This is a genomic window from Halorubrum sp. LN27 (genome assembly GCF_016635065.1).
GTDB lineage: Archaea > Halobacteriota > Halobacteria > Halobacteriales > Haloferacaceae > Halorubrum > Halorubrum salipaludis.
The window spans coordinates 1,855,291-1,874,599 of the sequence record NZ_JAEPET010000001.1 but is presented as its reverse complement, the minus strand read 5'-3'; the positions used below and the strand labels follow the sequence as shown (position 1 = coordinate 1,874,599).

The window sequence follows — 19,309 nt, the reverse complement described above, 5'->3', positions numbered from 1 at the left end:
GCGCCCTCGCGGTGTCCAGTCGGCCGGTATCGGCGGTTTCTTGCCGACCGCCGGACAGCCACGCGTATGCGCGACTCACAGAGAGCGTTCCTCGAGGACCTGCTCGCGACCGCCAGCCCCTCCGGGTTCGAGACGCCGAGCCAGCGGGTCTGGACCGACTACGTCCGCGGCTTCGCCGACGAGGTCTCCGTCGACGCCTACGGCAACGCCGTCGCCGTCCACGAGGGCGACCCGGACGCGCCCACAATCGCCCTGACGGGCCACGCCGACGAGATCGGCTTCATCATCCGCGACGTGCTCGACGACGGCTTCCTCCGGATCTCCCGGATCGGCGGCTCCGACCGCACCGTCTCGAAGGGCCAGCACGTCACCGTCCACGCCGACGAGCCCGTCCAGGGCGTGATCGGCCAGACCGCGATCCACCTGCGCGACCCCTCGGAGGACGAGTACGAGGAGATCGCCGGGCAGTTCGTCGATATCGGCGCGGCTGATGCCGAGGAGGCCCGCGAACACGTCGAGGTCGGCGACCCCGTCACCTTCTCCACGGGGATCGAAGAGCTCGTCGGCGACCGGATCGCCGCACGCGGGATCGACAACCGGACCGGCACGTGGGCGGCCGCCGAGGGGCTCCGCCGCGCCGCCGAGCGCGACGCCGACGCCACCGTCTACGCCGTCTCCACGGTACAGGAGGAGGTCGGCCTCAAGGGCGCGCAGATGGTCGGCGTCGACCTCGACGCGGTGGACGCGTTCGTCGCGGTCGACGTCACCCACGCCACCGACAACCCCGATGTCGACGGCGAGCACCGCGGCCCGGTCGAGCTCGGCGCTGGCCCCGTGATCGCCCGCGGCAGCGCGAACCACCCCGTCCTCGTCGACCTCGCGCGCGGCGCCGCGGCCGAGGACGACATCGACGTGCAGCTGCAGGCGGCGGGCTCCCGGACCGGCACCGACGCCGACGCGTTCTACACCGCCCGCGGCGGTGTCCCGTCGCTCAACGTCTCGATCCCGAACCGCTACATGCACACGCCGGTCGAGGTGGTCGACACCGGCGACCTCGACGCCGTCGCCGACCTCCTCGCCGCGATCGCCGGCGGCGCGGCCGACGCCGCCCCCTTCGCGGTCGACGTGTGACTCCGACGCGTGACTCCGACGCGACTTCCGCGTTTCGACGACGGCAGCGAGACTGGTGCCCACGGTAAACCGGGACACGGCGGGGTCGAAACGGAACAGTTTTACAATATCCTGCCCTACCCGTGAATGCGTCGAACGGACGCGCTCTGGTGGTGTAGTCCGGCCAATCATATTGCCCTCTCACGGCAATGACCTGGGTTCGAATCCCAGCCGGAGCATCCCAATCCGACGCATTCTCTCGGTTTTCGTGGTGAGCTAACCAGAGGTGGGTTCGCGTGGAACTGATACGTCGGCCCGCGGTCGCTACGGATGTACAGTGTCGGGTTAGAACAGATCGGCCGTCAGACCGGAGCCGTCAGCGTCGAACGGGCCGATAGTTGCCACTGCGGCCGCGCCGGCCGTGTTCCCGATCGCCGCTAACTCCTCAAGATCCGAGATGCCACCGTCCCGTGCGGCGAGGACTGCACCGGCGAACGCGTCGCCGGCGCCGGCCGTGGTAGCGACCGTCGCCGATGGCGGAGTCACAGTCACCTGCTCAGTGATCTCGCCGTCATCCACGGTCAATGCGGTCGTCTCTGCCGGCCCGTCCGTAATGAACACCATCGCCGAGCCGTTCGGCGGAAGCAGTTCGAGTACGCCCACCGGTGTGCGATCGACACCTGCCACCGCGAGGTCGTCCGTCCCGGCGAAGATCAGATCGCAGTGCTGTAACACGTCCCTGAGGGCCTGCCGATAAGCGTCAGGAGTGGCCCACTGGTTCGTCCGTCCGTTCAGATCGAACGAGACGCGGGTCCCGCTTTCCGCGGCCGCCTCGGCGAGCCGTCGAACCGCAGTCTGATTCACCTCAGTCGGCAACGTAACGCCCTGCAAATGGACCCACTCGTATGAAGCCACGAGCGTCGCCGGATCGGCGGGCGGGGTGAACCCGTAGCAGCTCCCGGCCACCCAAGCGTTCCACTGTTCGTCGTCGTCCGCGGCGACGTACAGCGTGAGCGGTGACGTCGCGTCGACGCGCGTCACGTGCGTCGTGTCCACTGGGCCGCCCGCGAGGTGCTGGGCGGCCAGCTCTCCCATGACGTCGGTCCCGATATTCGTCACGAGGCTGGTCTCAGTACCGAGTGAAGCCGCCCATCGTGCGGCGTTCGTCGCCGTCCCGCCGATGTGCCACGCGAACCGGCTGCCGGGTGAGATCGATGTCCCGTCTACCGGATAGAGATCGATCGTCGTATCGCCGACGACCAACACACCCTGTTGATTATCGCTCATTCTCGCCATCTACTCGTTTTTCGGCAGTAGATACCGGACGAGCATCATCGTCTGCGCTACCCACTCGTTCCAACCGGCCCGGTTCAGACATGTGCTCCTCATCGTGTAGTGCGTCCCTGTGGGCACCTGTACCCCGAGTACCTGAGATCGTCATCCGAGATGAGTCACCAACTGATCTCGTCTCCAACGGTGACACGTCCCGATTCGACGATCCGGGCGTCAAGCCCGCCGCGGTGTGTCAGCGCCTCCGCAGCGTCGGGCTGGTCGGCGAGTGACTGCATATACCCACACGGCTCGCATAGACCCAGTCCCTCTAACACGACCCCACCGACGTGAAACCGCTCGCCGACGAGGTGGTTGAGCGCCACGTTGCGAGTCGTGATATTGCGCCGGTGGGCTCCCGATCGGAGGTCCACTTCGTACTCGTCTTGTGCCGCGGCCAGCGCTTCCGCCTCGATGAGCGTGACGTCGCTCGGTTCGAGGTCGTCCTGTTCGTTGTAGATACCCTCGCCGTTGTAGTACCGGTCACCCTTGAGCCCCCGACCAGCGACGGCTTCGACCGAGTCTCGCGGTTCGGGAGCCCCGCCCGTTTCCGGGCTCGTATGGATCGCCTCTACTGATCCGATGCGAGGGGTCTCACGTTCGTCTTCGTCTGTCGTCGTCATAGCGGTAGTAGGGAGTCCGGTTTCTTGGCTCTAGTGAAGTTCTCTGTCGTGAACGATACTCCGTACGAAACATCGCGGGCAGCCAATGATCCTTCTGTCGACTATCACCCACCACGGGTCAGTTCTTCGATTAGCGAGCAGTCCCGACTACTCCTCGAACCCGGGCCCGACGGTGAGCGAGTCCGGTGCGCAGGGCAGCTGATTGTGTTGACACCACCGACAGTGGTCGCCGGCCTCGTACCGGTCGAAGGAGAACTCGGCGATGCGGTTCATCGACTCCGTCACGTCGGTCCGGACCGCGTCCAGCTCGCCGTCGCCGAACGGTCGCGTTTCGACCGTCGGGCCGATGTCGCCGACGTACGCGTACCCCGCGCGCGTCACCGGCTCGTCGTACAGCTCGCGGCAGGCCAGGAGGTAGATCGGGAGCTGTTTGTCACCCCGCAGATCGCGGCGGCGTTCGGTCGCCTTGTAGTCGATCACGAGGAGGTCGTCGTCCGGCGTTCGGTAGACGGCGTCGATGAACCCGACGAGTTCGTGTCCGTCGAGGTCGAGTTCGAACTCCCGTTCGGCGTCGACGACCTCGTAACCGGAGAGATTCAGTTCGAAGTACCGGTCGATGCACCGTTTCGCGGCCGGCAGCGCGTCCTCGGCGCGGCGATGACCGGCGAGGCGCTCGCAGACCTCGTACCACTCGTCTTTCCCGCTCGCGTCCCGGTTCGCGGCTTGCTCCGCGGTGTCGTGGAACAGCACTCCGATCTCGCGCTGCGACGCGCCGCTCCCGGCGTCGCTCGGTGCCGCCGGCCCGCGGTAATCGGCGAACGCCTTCACCACGTACTCCAGGTAGTGGGTCCGCGGGCACTCCTCGTAGGCCGCCAGCGAGGTGTAGCTGTGCGACAGCGAGGGCGATGGCGTCGTCGGGCCGTTCAGGGCCCCAACACGGAGCGTTTCCCGTACCGGATTCGGTGCGAGATCCCCGTCGAGGGCGGCCGTCGCGAGGTCGAGCACGCGGTCGCGCGCGGTCTCGACGGTGAGCTCCTCGCCGTCGTGCGTGACGCCGCCGCCGACGCGCCCCGTCGTCTCGTCGGCCAGCGTGTCGGTCCAGTCCGCCGCCGCGTCCGGGAGGCAGTCCTGAACGTCGGTCCAGAGGGGGAGTCGCCCCCGGTCGGGCCGCCACGGGATCCGAGGCGGCAGGATCTCGTCGACGGTCTCCGAAACCGGGTGCGCGTCCGCGGCGTCGTCGTCCGCACTCCCGCCTTGGAGGACGAGGACATCCTCGGCACGCGTGATGCCGACGTGGAACACGCGACGCGTCTCTCGCGCGTCGCGCTCGACGAAGTCCCCGGCGAACGCCGCCTCCGGCCCGTCCGAGAGCCCCGTTTCGAGCGCGTCGTACGCGCGCGAACTCGGCGCCCACTCCTCGGCCGTGACTCGCGGGATGAGGACGACCGGGAAGTCTAACCCCTTGCTCTTGTGAATGGTCATCACGTTGACCGCGTCGTCGGCGACGTCCGGCTGGCTCGTGGGCGAAGTGCCGCTCTCGTCGAACAGCGAGTCGTGGTGTTCGAGCGAGTCGACGAACGCCGGGGTGAGCGGCGGTTGGACGGCGCCGTTCCCGTACTGTTCGACGACGGTCTCGAGCCGGGCGAGGTCCCGGCGCTCCTGTTCGCTGAGGTACCACTCGATGTTCGTGAGCTCCGTGAGCTCGCGGTACAGGTGGCTGAGCGACGCCGAGTCGCGGAGGTCGAGCAGCTCAGAGGCGTGCTCGCGTGCCTCGGCGACGCGGTCGGGTTCGTCGAACTGGTCGAGCGGCGTCTCCAGGAGCGCGTCCACGAGCGGGTCGTCGCCGGCGTTGAGCGCGCGGAGGTCGGCGTCGCAGAGCCGGTACCGCATCAGGAGAACGCGGTTCCAACTCACCTCGTCCTCCGGGCTGGCGAGCGCCTTCAGGTAGGCGGTGACGGTCCCGACGCCGACCGACTCCGCGGCCAGATCGCCGGCGACCTGATACGGGATTCCGGCGTCTTCGAACGCTTCGATGACCGGCGTCGCGTGGGCGTTCTTCCGGACGAGGAGCGCGATGTCGCCCGGGTCGTACGCTTCGTCGAGGTCCGCTGCCGCCCCGCTCAGTAGGTTCTGTACGACCGTGCGAAGCTGTGTCGCGCCGTCCGCGTCGCCCTCTTCGTCCGGGAGCTCGACGGTGACGACGGCGTCCCCGTCGTACGCGGGTTCGTCGACGCGAGTGAGCGTCTTGTGTCGCTCGCGGCGGTCGAGCCGCTGAATCGCCTCGTTCGCGAAGTCGAGGATCGGCTGCCGCGACCGGAAGTTCTCCGTTAAGGGCTCGTCGGCGAGCGCCGCGAACGCGCGGTCGAGCTCGTCGGTGATGTTGGCGACGTGTGCCCCGCGCCACTCGTAGATCGCCTGGTCGTCGTCGCCGACGACGAACAGGTTGTCGTCGGTGACGAGCGACGTGACGAGGTCGAACTGGAGGCGGTCCGTGTCCTGGAACTCGTCGCAGAACACGTACTCCCACCGGTCGGCGATCTCCTCGCCGACGGGGGACTCCATCAGCGCGGCCGTCTCCGCGACGAGGCCGTCGAAGTCGACGAGGTTGCGGTCGTCGAGTTCCCGCTCGTACGCCGCGTACCCCGCCGTCAGGTCGCGGGCAGCGAGGCAGTCGGAGAGGAACGAGTCGAGCTGTTCCGTGAGTTCGAGGTCGAGGCTCCCCGGGATCCCCGTCGGCGCGCCGCTCGCGTACCCGCCGAGCAGGTACTTCGGGAGCTTGTGCGCGTTCTCCGGCAGCTCCCGCTCGCCCGCCTCGTGGGCTTCGAACGCCGCTTCCAGCGCGTCACAGAGGTCGACCAGCCGGTCGAGGAAGTCCCGCACGCTGGCTTCCATGCCGCCTCCCTCCAGTGCGTCGCGTTCCGCGACGAGCTCGGCGCGGACGGCCGGGAGCGAGTCGAGCACGCTCGACACGGAACGGCCGCCCAGGTGATCGCCGGCGATCGCTTCGACGCGCTCCGAAACGTCGGCGAGCTCGTAGACGCGGTCCGCGGGCCCGAGGAACGCGTCGACGTCGTCCGGTGAGACGCCGCTCCGCTTCATCGACCCGACGAAGTCGAGGAGCTTCGTCGCGGCCCCCGGCGCGTACCCGTCGCTCCCGTACACGTTCGGTTTCACCGACCGGTACTCGACCTCGTCGAGGACGTCCGAGACGACGGCGTACTTCTCGGCGTCCGTGGCGACCTCGAAGTCGGGGTCGAGGCCGGCCTCGTACGCGTAATCGGAGAGGATCTCGTTGCAGATCGAGTGGTACGTGTACGCGTCGACGTCGTACCCCGCCGTCCCGAGCTTCGCGTTGAGCTTCTCCCGCATCGAATCGGCGGCGTTGTTCGTGAACGTCAACGCGAGAATCCGGTCCGGGGACACGCCCTCCTCGTCGATGAGGTGCTCGATCTTCCGCACCATCGTGAACGTCTTCCCGGTCCCGGCCCCGGCGAGGACGCGCATCGGGTACGCGTCGGCGTCGATGATCGCCCGCTGTTGCGGCTCCGGGGACACGTCGTCCTCCGGGACGGGGAACCACGACGGGTAGTCGGCGCCGTCGCTCATCGCCGCACCTCCGGGGAGAGGCGATCGGCGCACATCTCCCGGTAGTCGCAGTCCGGGCACGCCTCCTCGGTGATGAGGTCGAACGGCTCCGGCTCGAAGGCGTCGCCCGTGATTCCGTCGTGGGCGGCGCGAATGAGCGCCCGGATCGTGTCGGACTGCGCCTCGTAGATCCCCGTGGTCTCTCGCGGATACCCCCGCACCGACACCTCGTACCCGTCCGGCGTGCTCTCGAACGACGTGCTGTTGAGCAGCCCGTAGAAACTGAATCGGACGTCCATCCCGTCCTCGTAGAACGGTTCGTTCTTCACGCCCTCGACGTACGTCGCCGTCTGGAACGCGTTCCGCACCCGTTTCGGTTCGTGCGCCTCCCCGTCGAGATGCGCGCCGAGATACTCGGCCGTCCCCGACGAGAGGACACCGCGGGTAGTCCGCTTGTAGTCGAAGACGTGGAGCCCGTCCGCCGTCCGGACGACGTTATCGGCCTTCCCGTGCAGCTCCCGGCCGTCCACTTCGCACTCGACCCGGCACTCCGTGGCGAGCGACCGGCGGGCGTGCTCGATCCCGTCGCCGCCGTCCGGATCGAAGAACGACTCGACGGCGGCCCGGTTCTCGGCACGCTGGTACTCCCGGTGTGCGGCCGATTCGTAGTCGTCCGGCGCGCTGTGCTCGTCCCACTTCGCGTCGAAGGTCCGCATCGCCCGGTCGGAGATGGCCCTCGGATCGTCGTCGCGGTCGGTCGCGTCGCACACGTCCTCGATCGTCTCGTGGTAGATCGTTCCCTGATTCAGGTACAGATCGGACCGGTCCGGCGTGTTCACGCCCTGCGCGTACCGGTAGTCGTACTGCCGGGGGCAGGTCGCGTACGTCGCCAGCCGCGACGGCGACAGTGACGCCGAACTCATCGCCGCACCTCCCCGTTCGCGAGCTCGACGCGGGCGCGCAACGCCTCCCGGAGCCTGTCGCCGCGCACGCCGCTCTCGTCGAGCAGGCCCTGAATCTCGCCGAGCTCCGCCTCCACCTCGTCGAGCGACACCGACACGTCCCGACTGTTGGCGCGCCGCACCTCCGCGAGGGCGTCGTCGACCCGCGACAGCAGAAACTCCTCCGCCGCCCGCTCGCTCGTGACGTGCGGGTCGTCGGCGTCGGTCACCCACGGGAGCTCGTCGTACGCCGCCGTGAGGAACCGCGACGCCTGCGCGCGCTCCTCGAGCGCCGTGCCCTCGAACTCGTAGAGACAGCAGTACAGCCGCTCCGTCGCCGCGTCGGCCCCGACGGCCAAGCGCCGCCGCGCGTGTTCCGTGTGGTACCGCGCGAACGGCCGCGCCGACGCCGTCGACGTCGTCGGGAACGTCGCCGCCACCGCCGACGCGTCGAGCTCCGTGACCGCCGGGTAATCCGGCATCGACGCGACGCGCTCCGTCGGGAACAGCCGCGTCAGGAACGCGTCACCCGGGTACTCGCCGTCGACGAGGTTCACAAGGAACACCGCGCGGAACGACTCGTTCTTGACGGCCCGTAAGTGGTCGACGCGCACGCCGCCGTCGAGGTCCGTCGCGCTCGTCTGACTCCGCCGCGGCGCGTACTCGTGGGCGCGTTCCATCATCTCTCGGAAGGGCGCCCACGTCGCGTCCGCGAACGCCGTGGTTTCGAGGAACTCGGCCATGCGAAACGCCCGCCGGACGTTCCCGAACTGCGACCGCGCCTCGAGCGGCGAGGCCCGCTCCGCGATGCGCTCTTTCAAGCCGACAGCCGTCGCCCACCACCGCACCGCGTCCTCAATCGACTCCATGCTACGCATTCGGTCCACGCGGGCACTGTCGGTATCCGCCCCGCGGTCGAGGCGGTCACCGTCGTCGTCGCCCGCGAGCTCGCGGACGACCGCGAGTAGCTCCCGGATCGCCGGGTCGTCGCCGAACCCGGTCACCGTCGTCGACGCCGTCGGGATCCCCGCGCGTTCGAACGCCTCGATGACCTCCGTGACGCCTTCTCCGCTCCCCTTCGCGGCGACCGCGATGTCGTCGTACCCCCAGTCGGAATCCCCGATGAGCGACTCGATCTCGTTCGCGATCGCGGCGAGCTGCTCGTCGCTCGACGCCGCGGCCAACACCGAGACCGAGCCGAGCTCCGGGTCGGCGTCCACCCGCCCCTCGGCGAAGTACGCCGCCGTGGCCTCCGGTCGCGTCGACGGCGGAGACGAGACCGCGCGGCGGGACGCCTCGAACGAGACGCGCTCCGTCACCGGTCCCGTCTCGACCCACGTGCGGCGCACGCTCGCGTGCTCCTCGGCGACGCACGCGAGCTCGCAGTCCGCGGTGAGCGCGTCGAGGTACGCGCGGTCGAGCGGGAGAAACTCCTCGAACTCGACCGCGAGCACCGCGTCGGCGTCGACGACGGCGTCGCGGTCGTCGCCGGCGAGCGCGTCGCGCGCCGCCGAGATGAGCTGCCCGCGCTCCATGTGGTCGTGTTCGGCGAGCCACTCGTGGAACGCGTCGAGCGCGGCCGCGATCTCCCGGAGTTCCGGGGTCTCGTCGGGCGTGACGGTTTGCCAGGAGAGCGTGTCCATCACTCGGTCCACGTCGTCGACGAACGACGGCTGCGCGGACGCCCGCCGCAGGTACTCCGCGTCCCACTCGTAGTCGGCGAGGAACCGATGTAGGAGCTCGCGCCGTAACGCGTCCGAGAGGATGACGCGGTCATCGGACTGGCTGAGGACGTCGGTCGCGTGCACGACCAGCGACGTCACGTGCGGCGTCGCCGCCCCCGACAGTTCCTCGTCCAACGCCTCGCGGAACGCGTCCGTGCTCGTCGGCGCGCCCGTGACGACGAGTACGTCCTCGGACTCGTGGTCGTCGAGGAACTCGGCGTAGACGTCCCGCGCCGTTGCTTCGACGTTGTGCGCGCCGAACGGTACCGTCACCAGCTCACCGTCGAAGCTGCGGCGATCCGTCTCGCTCATGGACGGCCCTCAGCCGGAGAAGACGGAACGGTGGTACGCTGCATACGACACGATTCTAAGACCTGGCTGATAGGTGTTCTCCCGATCGGTATCGTCCGTCGCACGTCATCGGAATTTGGCGGGCGGGCCGATACGTCGCTGTCACGACGACCGGTCGCCGATCGCTTCGTCCGGTCGCGGGCTCAGGGAGAGGAAACCGCCCGTGCCGACTCGCTGGGAACCTCGCGGAGGAGGGAGAAACGAGCGGAGAGTCTCCGGCAGAGACGACCGGTCCGGTCCGTTCGACAGCTGGATCCGAACAGAGATCGAAAGCCAAACATATAAGATTTGTATATAACATTGTAATCTGATAATTATGAAACGGACATCGTCACAGAACCGGGTTCGTTTATCCTAATCGCTCTCGGTTCGACAACAGTAACAGACATATGTCGCCCTCTAACGTCGATTTGGGTCAATTTCCATCGTCAGATAGACGGGGTATCCTTCGAAAGGGCCCATATTCACCCATATTTTAAATAATTACGCCATATATTTTGTATCTCAACCCTTTAATATCGTATTCTACTATATAATTCCGATAAATAGTCAATAAGTGAAACATTTCGCTCTTTCTAACCCCCACAAACAAATATGTTTGTACTCGTAGTATTTGAAGTATAAATTTTATTTATTATCTGTTTATAGGTGTGCCAATACAACTGGAATCCGATTCCACCGGTCCGGTATCGGACGACCAAAACGGGAAGCGAGTCGGTCGCGGACCCGACTACTCGTCGCTGTCGGCGGCGTCGAGATAGGTGATCGCGCCGCCGAGCAGCGCGAGGTTTTTCAGGAAGTTGATCTTGTTGTCGTGGCGCTCTTTCCCCTCCATCGTCCAAAAATTGTGGATCGCGGGGGTGGTGCCGAGGAAGAACGTGACGAGCGCGCCGGCCGATACTCGGGGCAACTTCCAGAACACGACGCCGAGGTTGGCGACGAACAGCATCCCGGTAACGAACGGGACGAGCAGGTCCGGCATCGGCACGCCCTTCTCTTCGGCCACCTCCACCCGCTTGTCGTTGTTCTTGAACCCGTCCACCGCCATGTACGCGAGCACGCCACCGTACAGGGCGCGGCCGATCGCGGACGGGGAGTCTGCGGTCTCCTCGCCGTCGCTCACGCTCACACCACCTCGATGCGGCTGACGTTCGCGTCGACGCGGCCGACCGTCTCGTACGCCCCGTCGTCGGTCCGGCGCATGAGGCGGCCCTCCACGTCGTCGCGCTGGTCCGGCACGTCGAACAGCCCCGAGCCGCAGATCACGTCGCCGTCGTACACGTCCCACGTCTCGATGATCTCGTGGGGCTCGCCCGGGAACGACACCCGCTCGAAGTCCCGACCGAAGTTCGTCGACTCGAACAGCGCCACCTCGTGGTCGTCGTTCACCCACGCCGGCGGCGCCTCCTCGCCGCCGCAGAAGAAGACGGTCCCGTCGTGGACGAACACGCGCCTGACGTACGAGAAGTCGTTCCCGGTGTCGATCCGCGTCCACGACTCGCCCGCGTCGGTGGTGCGCCAGAGCCCGCCCTCGCCGACCGCGTGGCCGAGCCCGAGGTTCTCCAAGTTGTGATCGAGGTACCCCGTCGCCGCCAGCCACACGTCCTCCGAGATCGGGAGAATCTGGTGGATGTCGTCGACGATCGTGTCGCGTCGGTCCGTCCACGTCTGCCCGCCGTCCGCGCTCAGGTGGATCCCGCCGGCCTCGACGCCCGCGATCAGCTGGTCCGGGCGGCCGGGGACCGCTTCGAGCGCGCGCAGCCGGGCGTAGTGCGGGTCGATCGGCGACTCCCAGTGGCCGCGCGACGGGAGGTCGCGAAACCCCTTCTGTTCGGCCCACGTCTCTCCCCCGTCGACCGAGCGGAAGACGTACGGGTCGTTCGTCCCGGCGTAGAGCGCGCCGTCCGCGGTCGCGAGGATCGACCAGACCTCGCTCTGGCCAGCGTGCCAGAACCGGTCCCCGAGGGGGACGCCGAGGTCCTCCCACGTCTCGCCGCCGTCAAGGGAGCGGTACGCCCCCGCGGTGGACGCGACGAAGACGCCCTCGGTGTGGTCCCACGACTTCACGGCGGTGACGACCCCGCAGTCGAGCACTTCGCGCGCCTCGTCGCGCTCGAACGGGACATCGTCGACGCGGTACAGACCGTCGTCTGTTCCGATCAATAGTGGCATACTCCGTGTGAGACGAGGAACCACAATAAAGGTTACCAATGTGTACATCTAAGTGCGCTCGGAGCGAGGGTAAACCATACCGACCACGGGGCGACTCGCCTCGCTCGGACTCCACTCATGACGAGACCTCACCCGACGAAGCGACCGACCGACGCGGCGTACCTCGACGAGCGAGACGACGGGACGCGAGGCGACGACGGGACACTCGACCCGCCGCGAGAGCTGCTCACGCTCCCGTGGATCGACATCCACAACCACGCGCACACGCTCTCGTGGGACGACCGGGAGCGGTACGCCCTCTCGGGCTGTCGGTCGATGATGATGGTCGCCTCCGGCTACCACTGGACCCCGTACAAACCCGTCGAGGCCGACGACATCCGCTTCCTGTGGGACGACGCGATCAACCGCCGCGAGGCGATCGAGCGCAACCACTTCTTCGAGGCGAAGCTCGGGCTCGGCGTCCACACCGGCGTCCGCATCGAGAACCCGGACGAGCTGCTCGCAGCGATGGACGACTACTGCGCGCTCGACGAGGTCGTCGCCGTCGGCGAGACCGGCGTCGTCCCGTCCCAACACGTCGAGCGCTGGGGGATCGAGGAGCAGCAGGCCGTCGTGCAGGCCCAGATGGAGCTCGCGCGTGACCACGACCTCCCCGTGCTCCTCCACACGCCGAACACGTCGACCGACGCGAAGCGGGAGTACCGCGACGGCCTCGGCGTGACGCCCGGCTACGAGAAGAACGCGGGGCTCGGCGCCGACCCGGTCCTCGACGGCGACAACCCCGAGCTCGAGGCCGTGAAACGCGACGTGGCGGCCGCGCGCGACGCCGGCCTCCCGGAGGAGCGCGTCGTCGCCTCCCACGCCGACGCCAACAACACCGCGTACCTGATGGAGGAGACCGACTGCTACCTGAGCTACACGATCGGCCACTCGTGGCTGGTCGGCGTCGACGCCGCCGACGTGGCGAACGCCATCGACGAGTACGGCCCCGACCGGATCATGGTCGACACCGACTGCGCGAACGTCCTCAGAACCGACCCGTACGCGCTGAAGCGCGCGATCTTCGAGCTGTACCGCTACGGGATCGACGTCGACGACATCCGGCAGGTGGTACTGGAGAACCCGCGGGAGGTATTCGACTTCGAGCAGTAGTCCGCGGTTCCGACCAGCACAGTCCCGTCAAAGCGTTATTCTTCAGGCAGATCCCTGAGCGACAGCGGTGATCGCTTATAAACGAGCGGAGCGGTGGCGCGCCCCGGTGAGCGGCCCGGAGGGCCGCGAGCCGACGGTGCGAGGGAGTCGGTCGCCTGCGGCGCCCGACGAGGCTGGGGAGGCGTGAGGTGCGGGGCCGCGCAGTTGGGTGGGACTCAAAGGGGCAGCCGGGTGGGCGGCGCAGGCGACACAAGGACCGCAAGGAGTGAGCGAAGCGAACGACTGAGGACCGCAGCGAGCGTGCGCCGCCCACCCGGCTGGGGCTTTGGAGGCCGTCACCGCGGAGTCGTCGATCACTTATAAATAATGGGCGACGACCCTCCGATCCAACTTATAAACAATTACTCAGAAAATCTGACACACCCACACCCGTGATCGCTACTCTCCGTCGAACGCGAACTCGGTCGTCAGCTCGCCGACCTCCTCGACGCCGATCGTGACGCTGTCGCCCTCCTCCAAGAGGACCGGCGGCTCGCGGTACACGCCCACGCCCGGCGGCGTGCCGGTGAACAGCAGGTCGCCCGGATTGAGCGTGAACGCCTGACTGCAGAAGGAGACGAGCTCGTCGATCCCGAAGATCAGGTTCGCCGTCGTCGACTCCTGGAGCCGCTCGCCGTTCACGTCGGCCCAGATGTCCAAGTCGTGCGGGTCCGACACCTCGTCCGTCGTGACGAGCTCCGGTCCGGTCGGCGCGAACGAGTCGAGGCTCTTCCCCCGGACCCACTGGCCGTCGCCGTGCTGGAGGTCCCGCGCCGACACGTCGTTGCCCACGAGGAAGCCCGCCACGTGGTCCATCGCCTCGTCGGGCTCGACCCGGCGCGCCTCCTCACCGATGACGGCGACCAGCTCCGCCTCGTAGTCGACCTTCTGCGTGAGGTCGGGATCCCACGAGACCGTGTCCTCCGGCCCCGCCACCGTCGTCGGGAACTTCGAGAAGAGCACGGGCTCGTCGGGGATCTCGTTGTCGCCCTCCTCCGCGTGGTCGCGGTAGTTCAGCCCGACGCAGACGACCTTCTCCGGGTCGGAGACGGGCGCCGCCCGGGAGAGGTCCGCGGCGTCGTAGACGCCGACGCCCGTCTCCTCGGCGTACTCGATCGCCAGCTCCGCCTTCCGCCGCCACTCCCACTCGTCGAGGAGGTCGCTCGTCTGCGGTCCGAGGTCGACGCCCGCCCCGGCCCCCGCTTCGGAGAGCTTGACGACCGTCTCGTCTCCAGTCGCCACGCCGCTCCACGGCTGTTCTGCCGGCTCCGATCGGTATTGTCCGACGCGCATACGTGTCGATACAGACGCGGCGGCGTAATAATAGTGCCTGTGCGAGCGCGGCGGGCGTCCCGCCGACCCCGATGGCTTATCCGACGCTGACCGATCACTCTCCGTCGGCGATCCGGGTCAGCCGCGGGTCAGTCGCCTCGCGCCCCTCACGGAGCCGGTGCGCGCCCGCGAACGCGACGCGGTCGCCCACGGAGACGTCGCCGTCGGCCAGCTGCGCGGTCAGTCGGACCTCGCCGAACCGGGCGATCCCGAGGTGGTTCGGACTGCGGACGTCCGGCGGGGTCATCTCGACCGTCGTCCGGGCGACGAGCACGCCCTCGCCGAGCTCGTACGTCCCGATCGCCCGCCCCGAGCAGTCCGGGCAGCGGTGTCGGTCGTAGTACCACTCGGCGCCGCAGTCGTCGCAGACGAACGCGCGGTCGACGGCGAGTTCGTCGGGTCGCCCCCCGCCGGAGGTTCCGCCGGTCGACTCACCCATGCCGGACCACCGTACAGACGCTGTTGTTTCCGAACCCCGCGACGTTGATCGCGAAGCCGACCTCGGGGTCGGGCACCTGCCGCTCGTCGGGGAGGTCGCCGCGCAGCTGCCAGACCAGCTCGACGATCTGTGAGAGCCCGGTCGCGCCGAGGGGGTGTCCCCGGGCCTTCAGCCCTCCACCCGGGTTCACCGGGAGCGAGCCGTCGAGCGCGGTCTCCCCGTCCAGCGTGGCCTCCCACGCGGTGCCAGGGTCGTAGAACCCGAGCTCCTCCAGTTCGAGGAGCTCTAAGATCGTGAACGCGTCGTGGATACACGCCACGTCCACGTCGTCGACGGCGAGTCCGGCCCGGTCGAACGCCCGCTCGCCGGCCGTCCGGACGCTCTCGATGGCGAGGGGGTCGTCGCGCTCGGCGATCGCGTGCGTCCCCGTCGCGCTCCCGATCCCCTCGACCCGGACGCTCTCTCCGTCAGAGACGCTCCCCTCGTCGGGGACGCCCTCCTCGGGCGACAGGACCACCGCGGCGGCGCCGTCGGTCATCGGACAGCAGTCGTACAGCCGGAGCGGGTCGGCGACGACCGGCGACTCGAGCGCGTCCTCGACGGTGACCGCCTTCTGGAACTGCGCGAAGGGGTTGGCGCTCGCGTTCCGGTGGTTCTTCGCGGCGACCGCCGCGAGCGACTCGCGGGGCGCGTCGTAGCGGTCGAGGTACGCCCCGGCCGCGAGCCCGCCGAACGACGGGAGCGTCAGGCCCTGCCGGTACTCGCGGTCGTGGACGAGCCGGCTGATCGACTCCGTGACGTCGGGGGTGTCGCGGACGGACATCTTCTCGACGCCGACGACGAGCGCGACGCCCTCCCCGCCGGCACCGACGGCCTCGACGCCGCGGTGGCAGGCGCTGGCGCCGCTGGCGCTGGTGTTCTCGATCCGGTCGGCCGAGGCGCCCTCGACGCCGATCGCGGACGCCAGCGCGTTCGCGACCCCGGCACGCGTCCCCAGCGACTCCGCGAGCGCGTTGCTGACGTGCAGCGAGGCGACCTCCTCGCGCGAGTGGCGGGAGTCGGCGAGCGCGCGGTCGGCCGCCGCCGCCGCGAGTTCGAGGATCGACGCGTCGGCGGCGGCCCGGAACTCGGTCATCCCGACCCCGGAGATTGCGACTCCGGTCATCGGTCAGTTCGCGTCGTCGTCGCCGAAGGCGCCGGCCTCGGCGAGCCTGTCGATCTCCGCGTCGGAGTAGCCGAGCTCGCGGAACACGTCGCGGTTGTGCTCGCCCAGCGTCGGGGGCGCGCGGTCGAAGCCGCTGTCCGCGCCCTCGTACCGGAGCGGGTGTTCGATCACCGGGATCTCGCCGAGCTCCGGGTGTTCGATCTCGGTCACCGTCCCGCGCGCGTCGATCTGGGGGTTGTGCAGCGCCTCCTCGACGTCGTACACCGGGCCCGCGGGGACGCCGGCGTCCTCGGCGATGATCTCGATCCACTCGTCGGTCGTGTGCTCGGCGAGCGTCTCCTCGATCTCGGCCTCCAGCTCGTCGAGGTGGTCGACGCGGTCGGCGTTCTTCTCGAACCGGTCGTCCTCCGGGAGGTCGGGCCGGTCGAGGGCCTCGCACAGCTCGCCCCACAGCTTCTCGTTGAGGATGCAGACGTTGATGAACCCGTCCTTCGTCTCGAACGTCTGGTACGGGGCGAGGACGGGGTCTTTCGTCCCCATGCGTTTGGTCTCCTCGCCGGCGAACACCATCCCGGCCTGCTTGGTGAGCCACGGCAGCGTCGCCTCCAGCATGCCGAGGTCGATGTACTCGCCCTCGCCGGTCTGTTCCCGGCGGTACAGCGCCGTCATCGTCCCGAACGCGGCCCACATCGCCGTGATGAGGTCCGTCATCGGCAGCCCGACCTTCACCGGCTGGCGCCCCTCCTCGCCGGTGACGCTCATGATCCCGCTCATCCCCTGGATCAGGAGGTCGTACCCGGACCGCTCGCGCCACGGCCCGGTCTGGCCGAACGCGGAGATCGCGAGGTACACCAGGTCGTCGTTGTACTCGCCCAGCGTCTCGTGGTCGACGTCGAGCCGCTCGGCGGTGCCGGGCCGGAAGTTCTGGATGAACACGTCGGCCTCCTCGACGAGCTCGTACAGCGCCTCCTTGGCTTCCGGGTTCTTCAGGTCGAGCTCGAGGCTCTTCTTCCCGTAGTTCAGCGACCAGTAGTACGGCGACTCGCCCTTGATAAAGGGCGGCCCGGAGTGGCGGACCGCGTCGCCGTATCCCGGCTGTTCGATCTTCACCACCTCGGCGCCCTGGTTCGCGAGCATCGCGGAACAGAAGCCGCCGGTGACGAAGGTGGACAGGTCCAGCACCTTCACCCCGTCGAGTATCTTTCCGGTGTCGGTCATGCTCGGTGCCCCGCGGTGGTCGCGCGCGTCGTGTCTTCGGTCATGGACTCGTGATGTGTCATGGATTCGGTCGTGGGCTCGTGGGTGGTCGCGGATCCGGCTCCGATCGGCGTCTCCGGAGCCGGATCCGCGATCCGGTTGATTCCGTGTCTCACACGTTAGCGTATCGGGTAGTAAAACTGTCGCCGGCTACGTGTGTTCGATGTGGAGTTCGAGTTCGTTGGCCGCCGCGAGCACCTTCTCGCGGATATCGGTCTCCAACCGGTCGGTCCGCAGCCGCGTCCCCGGGCCGGAGACGCTCAGCGCCCCGATCACCTCCCCGTCTCGCCCGCGGAGACACGTCCCCATGGCGTGGACACCCCCCGTCGACTCCTCGATGTTCAGTGCGTACCCGCGGTCGCGGACCTCCGCGAGGGCCTCCCGGAGCTCCGCCCGGTCCGTGATCGTGTTCGGTCCCGTCCGCTCGAACTCGAAGGCGTCGACGAGCGACTCGCGGGTCGACTCCGGCAGATTCGCGAGGATCGCCTTCCCGGCCGCGCTCGCGTAGAGGGTCCCGCGCCGCCCCATGTGCGCGCCGGTCTGGACGGGGTTCTCGCCGGTCTCCGTGTAGATGTACACGCGTTCGAGTCCCTCTCGAACGATGAACTGCGCCCGCTCGCTCGTCTGCTCCGCGAGGTCGTCCACCTTCGACTTGATCATCTGATATTCCGGGATCTCCCGCTGGAGATCGCCGCCGACCGTGAGGAACTTGAAGCTCAGTCCGTACTCGTTCCCGTCTTTGACGACGTACCCGTGCTCTTGGAGGGTGAACAGGTGCCGGTGCGCCGTGCTCCGTGTCATGTCGGCCTCGTTTCCGACCGCTTCGAGCGTCATCGGTCCCCGATCGAACAGCAGTTCGACGATTTCGAGGCTCTTCGCCGTCGTTTTGACCGTCGACGCGGGCGGGTTGTCCATACCGCTGTTACCGCCTTTTAGTATTTAAACATCCCGCATATTCGGATCCGAATGAAAATCGGATGCAACAGAAGCGATCAAAGGTGCCACAAGGCGAAGTAGATCGCATATGATCGGATGTACTCTTGGTCTGGACTCGGTCGGTACCGCACGGGACTCTGTGCGATCGGTACCTCGAGGCGGCAGATCTCTCCGCCGGTCAGATCCGGTGGCGAGGACAGGGCCAAAAATTACAAACATAGTATCGTAATGTTTGGGCCACAGACGTGCTAACTAGATCCCATATGATGAAGTGACGAGAGAGCCGGTAAAACCGCTAATAACCGGTTTATTCGTCCAATCACACCGAGATACTCACGAATTTTCGTCTCAACATGTGGGACGACAATACCTCGGACCAATTGGCTCGTCGATGATCGGTAGATACCGACAGCAGTTGGCCTCGGAGGTGTTCCAAATCATATCCGAGAAATAGTATATATTGAGTTTTGATATTATCTCCGGTCCCGCCGCGCTTCGATCCGATCTCCGGGGCCGACTCCCCACTCAGTCCTCGGAAGCGTCCTCGGACTCCACCGAGCAGCCGCAGCCGCCCCGCCGGATCAGCTCCCCGACAGGCGCGTCGGCGCCGCAGTTCGGGCAGACCGTGCGGACGTCGACGAGCACGTCGTAGTCGTCCCGATCTAACTCGTCCGCGTTCGCGAGCGACGAGATGGCCGACTCGGCGACCGCCGAGAGGCGGCCCTGGAGCTTCTCGATGGTCTCGACCTTCCGATCGGCCATGTCCTCGTCCGCCGCCGGGAGGCTCGCCTCGCGCTCCTGCGTGAGGTACGTGTGCACGGCCTGATGGGTGACGAAGTCCTTGGTGAGCGCGTCGACGTCGATCCCCTCGCGTTCGAGGCGGCGGCGAGCCCGCGTCGTCGACGACCCGGAGTCGCCGCGGAGCGCCTCGTACGTGCTCGACACGTCGACGTTGAGCGACGAGACGTTCTCCTCGCGGAGCGCCGCCTCCAGCACCGCCTCGTTGAACTCGTCGGCGAGGTCTCGCAGGCTGGTCCGCTCGCCGGACTCGCCGGTCCACGCGGCCTCCAGGGTCGCGCCCATGCCGTCGAGGCCGTACTCCCGGATCACCCGCGCGACCTTCGTGTTCGTCCCGCTCGCTTCGGTGGTCATGT

Annotated in this window: 15 protein-coding genes and 1 tRNA gene; 3 read left to right on the top strand and 13 right to left on the bottom strand. The window is 67.7% G+C overall.

Annotated elements, in window-relative coordinates; translation table 11 throughout:
- The first annotated feature begins 66 nt into the window (after positions 1–66).
- Together JIN95_RS09120 and JIN95_RS09115 are read left to right on the top strand one after the other, a co-directional pair.
- Positions 67–1,131 carry a M20/M25/M40 family metallo-hydrolase gene (locus JIN95_RS09120; RefSeq protein WP_200531191.1) on the top strand — a complete coding sequence of 355 codons (1,065 nt, stop codon included), beginning with the start codon at positions 67–69 and terminating at the stop codon, positions 1,129–1,131.
- Positions 1,132–1,274: 143 nt separating this feature from the next.
- Positions 1,275–1,349 (top strand) — tRNA-Glu (locus tag JIN95_RS09115).
- A gap of 106 nt (positions 1,350–1,455) precedes the next feature.
- On the opposite strand, the gene JIN95_RS09110 is transcribed toward JIN95_RS09115, so the two are convergent.
- The 7 genes from JIN95_RS09110 to JIN95_RS09080 all read right to left on the bottom strand — a co-directional run bounded on the left by JIN95_RS09110 (position 1,456) and on the right by JIN95_RS09080 (position 11,835).
- Positions 1,456–2,397, bottom strand: a complete 942-nt coding sequence (locus tag JIN95_RS09110) for a PfkB family carbohydrate kinase (RefSeq protein WP_200532136.1) — start codon at positions 2,395–2,397, stop codon at positions 1,456–1,458.
- Positions 2,398–2,561: 164 nt separating this feature from the next.
- A complete protein-coding gene (locus JIN95_RS09105; RefSeq protein WP_200531190.1) occupies positions 2,562–3,062 on the bottom strand; it encodes an MOSC domain-containing protein in 501 nt (166 codons plus the stop codon).
- Positions 3,063–3,209: 147 nt separating this feature from the next.
- Positions 3,210–6,668 carry an ATP-dependent DNA helicase gene (locus tag JIN95_RS09100; protein ID WP_200531189.1) on the bottom strand — a complete coding sequence of 1,153 codons (3,459 nt, stop codon included), beginning with the start codon at positions 6,666–6,668 and terminating at the stop codon, positions 3,210–3,212.
- A complete protein-coding gene (locus JIN95_RS09095; RefSeq protein WP_200531187.1) occupies positions 6,665–7,570 on the bottom strand; it encodes a PD-(D/E)XK nuclease family protein in 906 nt (301 codons plus the stop codon). The genes JIN95_RS09100 and JIN95_RS09095 overlap by 4 nt, the downstream gene beginning before the upstream one ends.
- Positions 7,567–9,624: a DNA helicase UvrD gene (locus JIN95_RS09090; protein ID WP_200531186.1), complete on the bottom strand. Its 2,058-nt coding sequence runs from the start codon at positions 9,622–9,624 to the stop codon at positions 7,567–7,569. Before JIN95_RS09090 ends, JIN95_RS09095 begins: the two co-directional genes overlap by 4 nt.
- Positions 9,625–10,393: 769 nt before the next feature.
- Positions 10,394–10,792, bottom strand: a complete 399-nt coding sequence (locus tag JIN95_RS09085; protein WP_095637534.1) for a DoxX family membrane protein — start codon at positions 10,790–10,792, stop codon at positions 10,394–10,396.
- Positions 10,789–11,835, bottom strand: coding sequence for a sialidase family protein (locus JIN95_RS09080; protein WP_095637535.1), 1,047 nt, complete (start codon positions 11,833–11,835; stop codon positions 10,789–10,791). The genes JIN95_RS09085 and JIN95_RS09080 overlap by 4 nt, the downstream gene beginning before the upstream one ends.
- A 117-nt stretch (positions 11,836–11,952) precedes the next feature.
- Here JIN95_RS09080 and JIN95_RS09075 point away from each other — a divergent pair, with 117 nt between their 5' ends.
- A complete protein-coding gene (locus tag JIN95_RS09075) occupies positions 11,953–12,987 on the top strand; it encodes a TatD family hydrolase (protein ID WP_200531184.1) in 1,035 nt (344 codons plus the stop codon).
- 438 nt (positions 12,988–13,425) lie between these two features.
- Here JIN95_RS09075 and JIN95_RS09070 read toward each other — a convergent pair whose 3' ends face one another.
- From JIN95_RS09070 to rdfA, 6 genes are all read right to left on the bottom strand, one after another.
- On the bottom strand, positions 13,426–14,319 hold the full coding sequence (locus tag JIN95_RS09070; protein ID WP_200531181.1) for a fumarylacetoacetate hydrolase family protein: 894 nt from the start codon (positions 14,317–14,319) through the stop codon (positions 13,426–13,428).
- A gap of 94 nt (positions 14,320–14,413) precedes the next feature.
- Positions 14,414–14,797 (bottom strand): hypothetical protein, encoded by a 384-nt coding sequence (locus JIN95_RS09065; protein WP_200531180.1) that lies wholly within the window; start codon positions 14,795–14,797, stop codon positions 14,414–14,416.
- Positions 14,790–15,962 (bottom strand): thiolase family protein, encoded by a 1,173-nt coding sequence (locus tag JIN95_RS09060; RefSeq protein ID WP_200531179.1) that lies wholly within the window; start codon positions 15,960–15,962, stop codon positions 14,790–14,792. Before JIN95_RS09060 ends, JIN95_RS09065 begins: the two co-directional genes overlap by 8 nt.
- A 3-nt stretch (positions 15,963–15,965) precedes the next feature.
- On the bottom strand, positions 15,966–17,180 hold the full coding sequence (locus JIN95_RS09055; RefSeq protein ID WP_095637539.1) for a CoA transferase: 1,215 nt from the start codon (positions 17,178–17,180) through the stop codon (positions 15,966–15,968).
- Between the two features lie 189 nt (positions 17,181–17,369).
- The gene (locus tag JIN95_RS09050) at positions 17,370–18,134 is read right to left on the bottom strand and encodes an IclR family transcriptional regulator (RefSeq protein ID WP_200531178.1); all 765 of its coding nucleotides are present in this window, start codon (positions 18,132–18,134) and stop codon (positions 17,370–17,372) included.
- A gap of 546 nt (positions 18,135–18,680) precedes the next feature.
- The gene (rdfA, locus tag JIN95_RS09045) at positions 18,681–19,307 is read right to left on the bottom strand and encodes a rod-determining factor RdfA (protein ID WP_095637541.1); all 627 of its coding nucleotides are present in this window, start codon (positions 19,305–19,307) and stop codon (positions 18,681–18,683) included.
- Positions 19,308–19,309 lie beyond the last annotated feature (2 nt).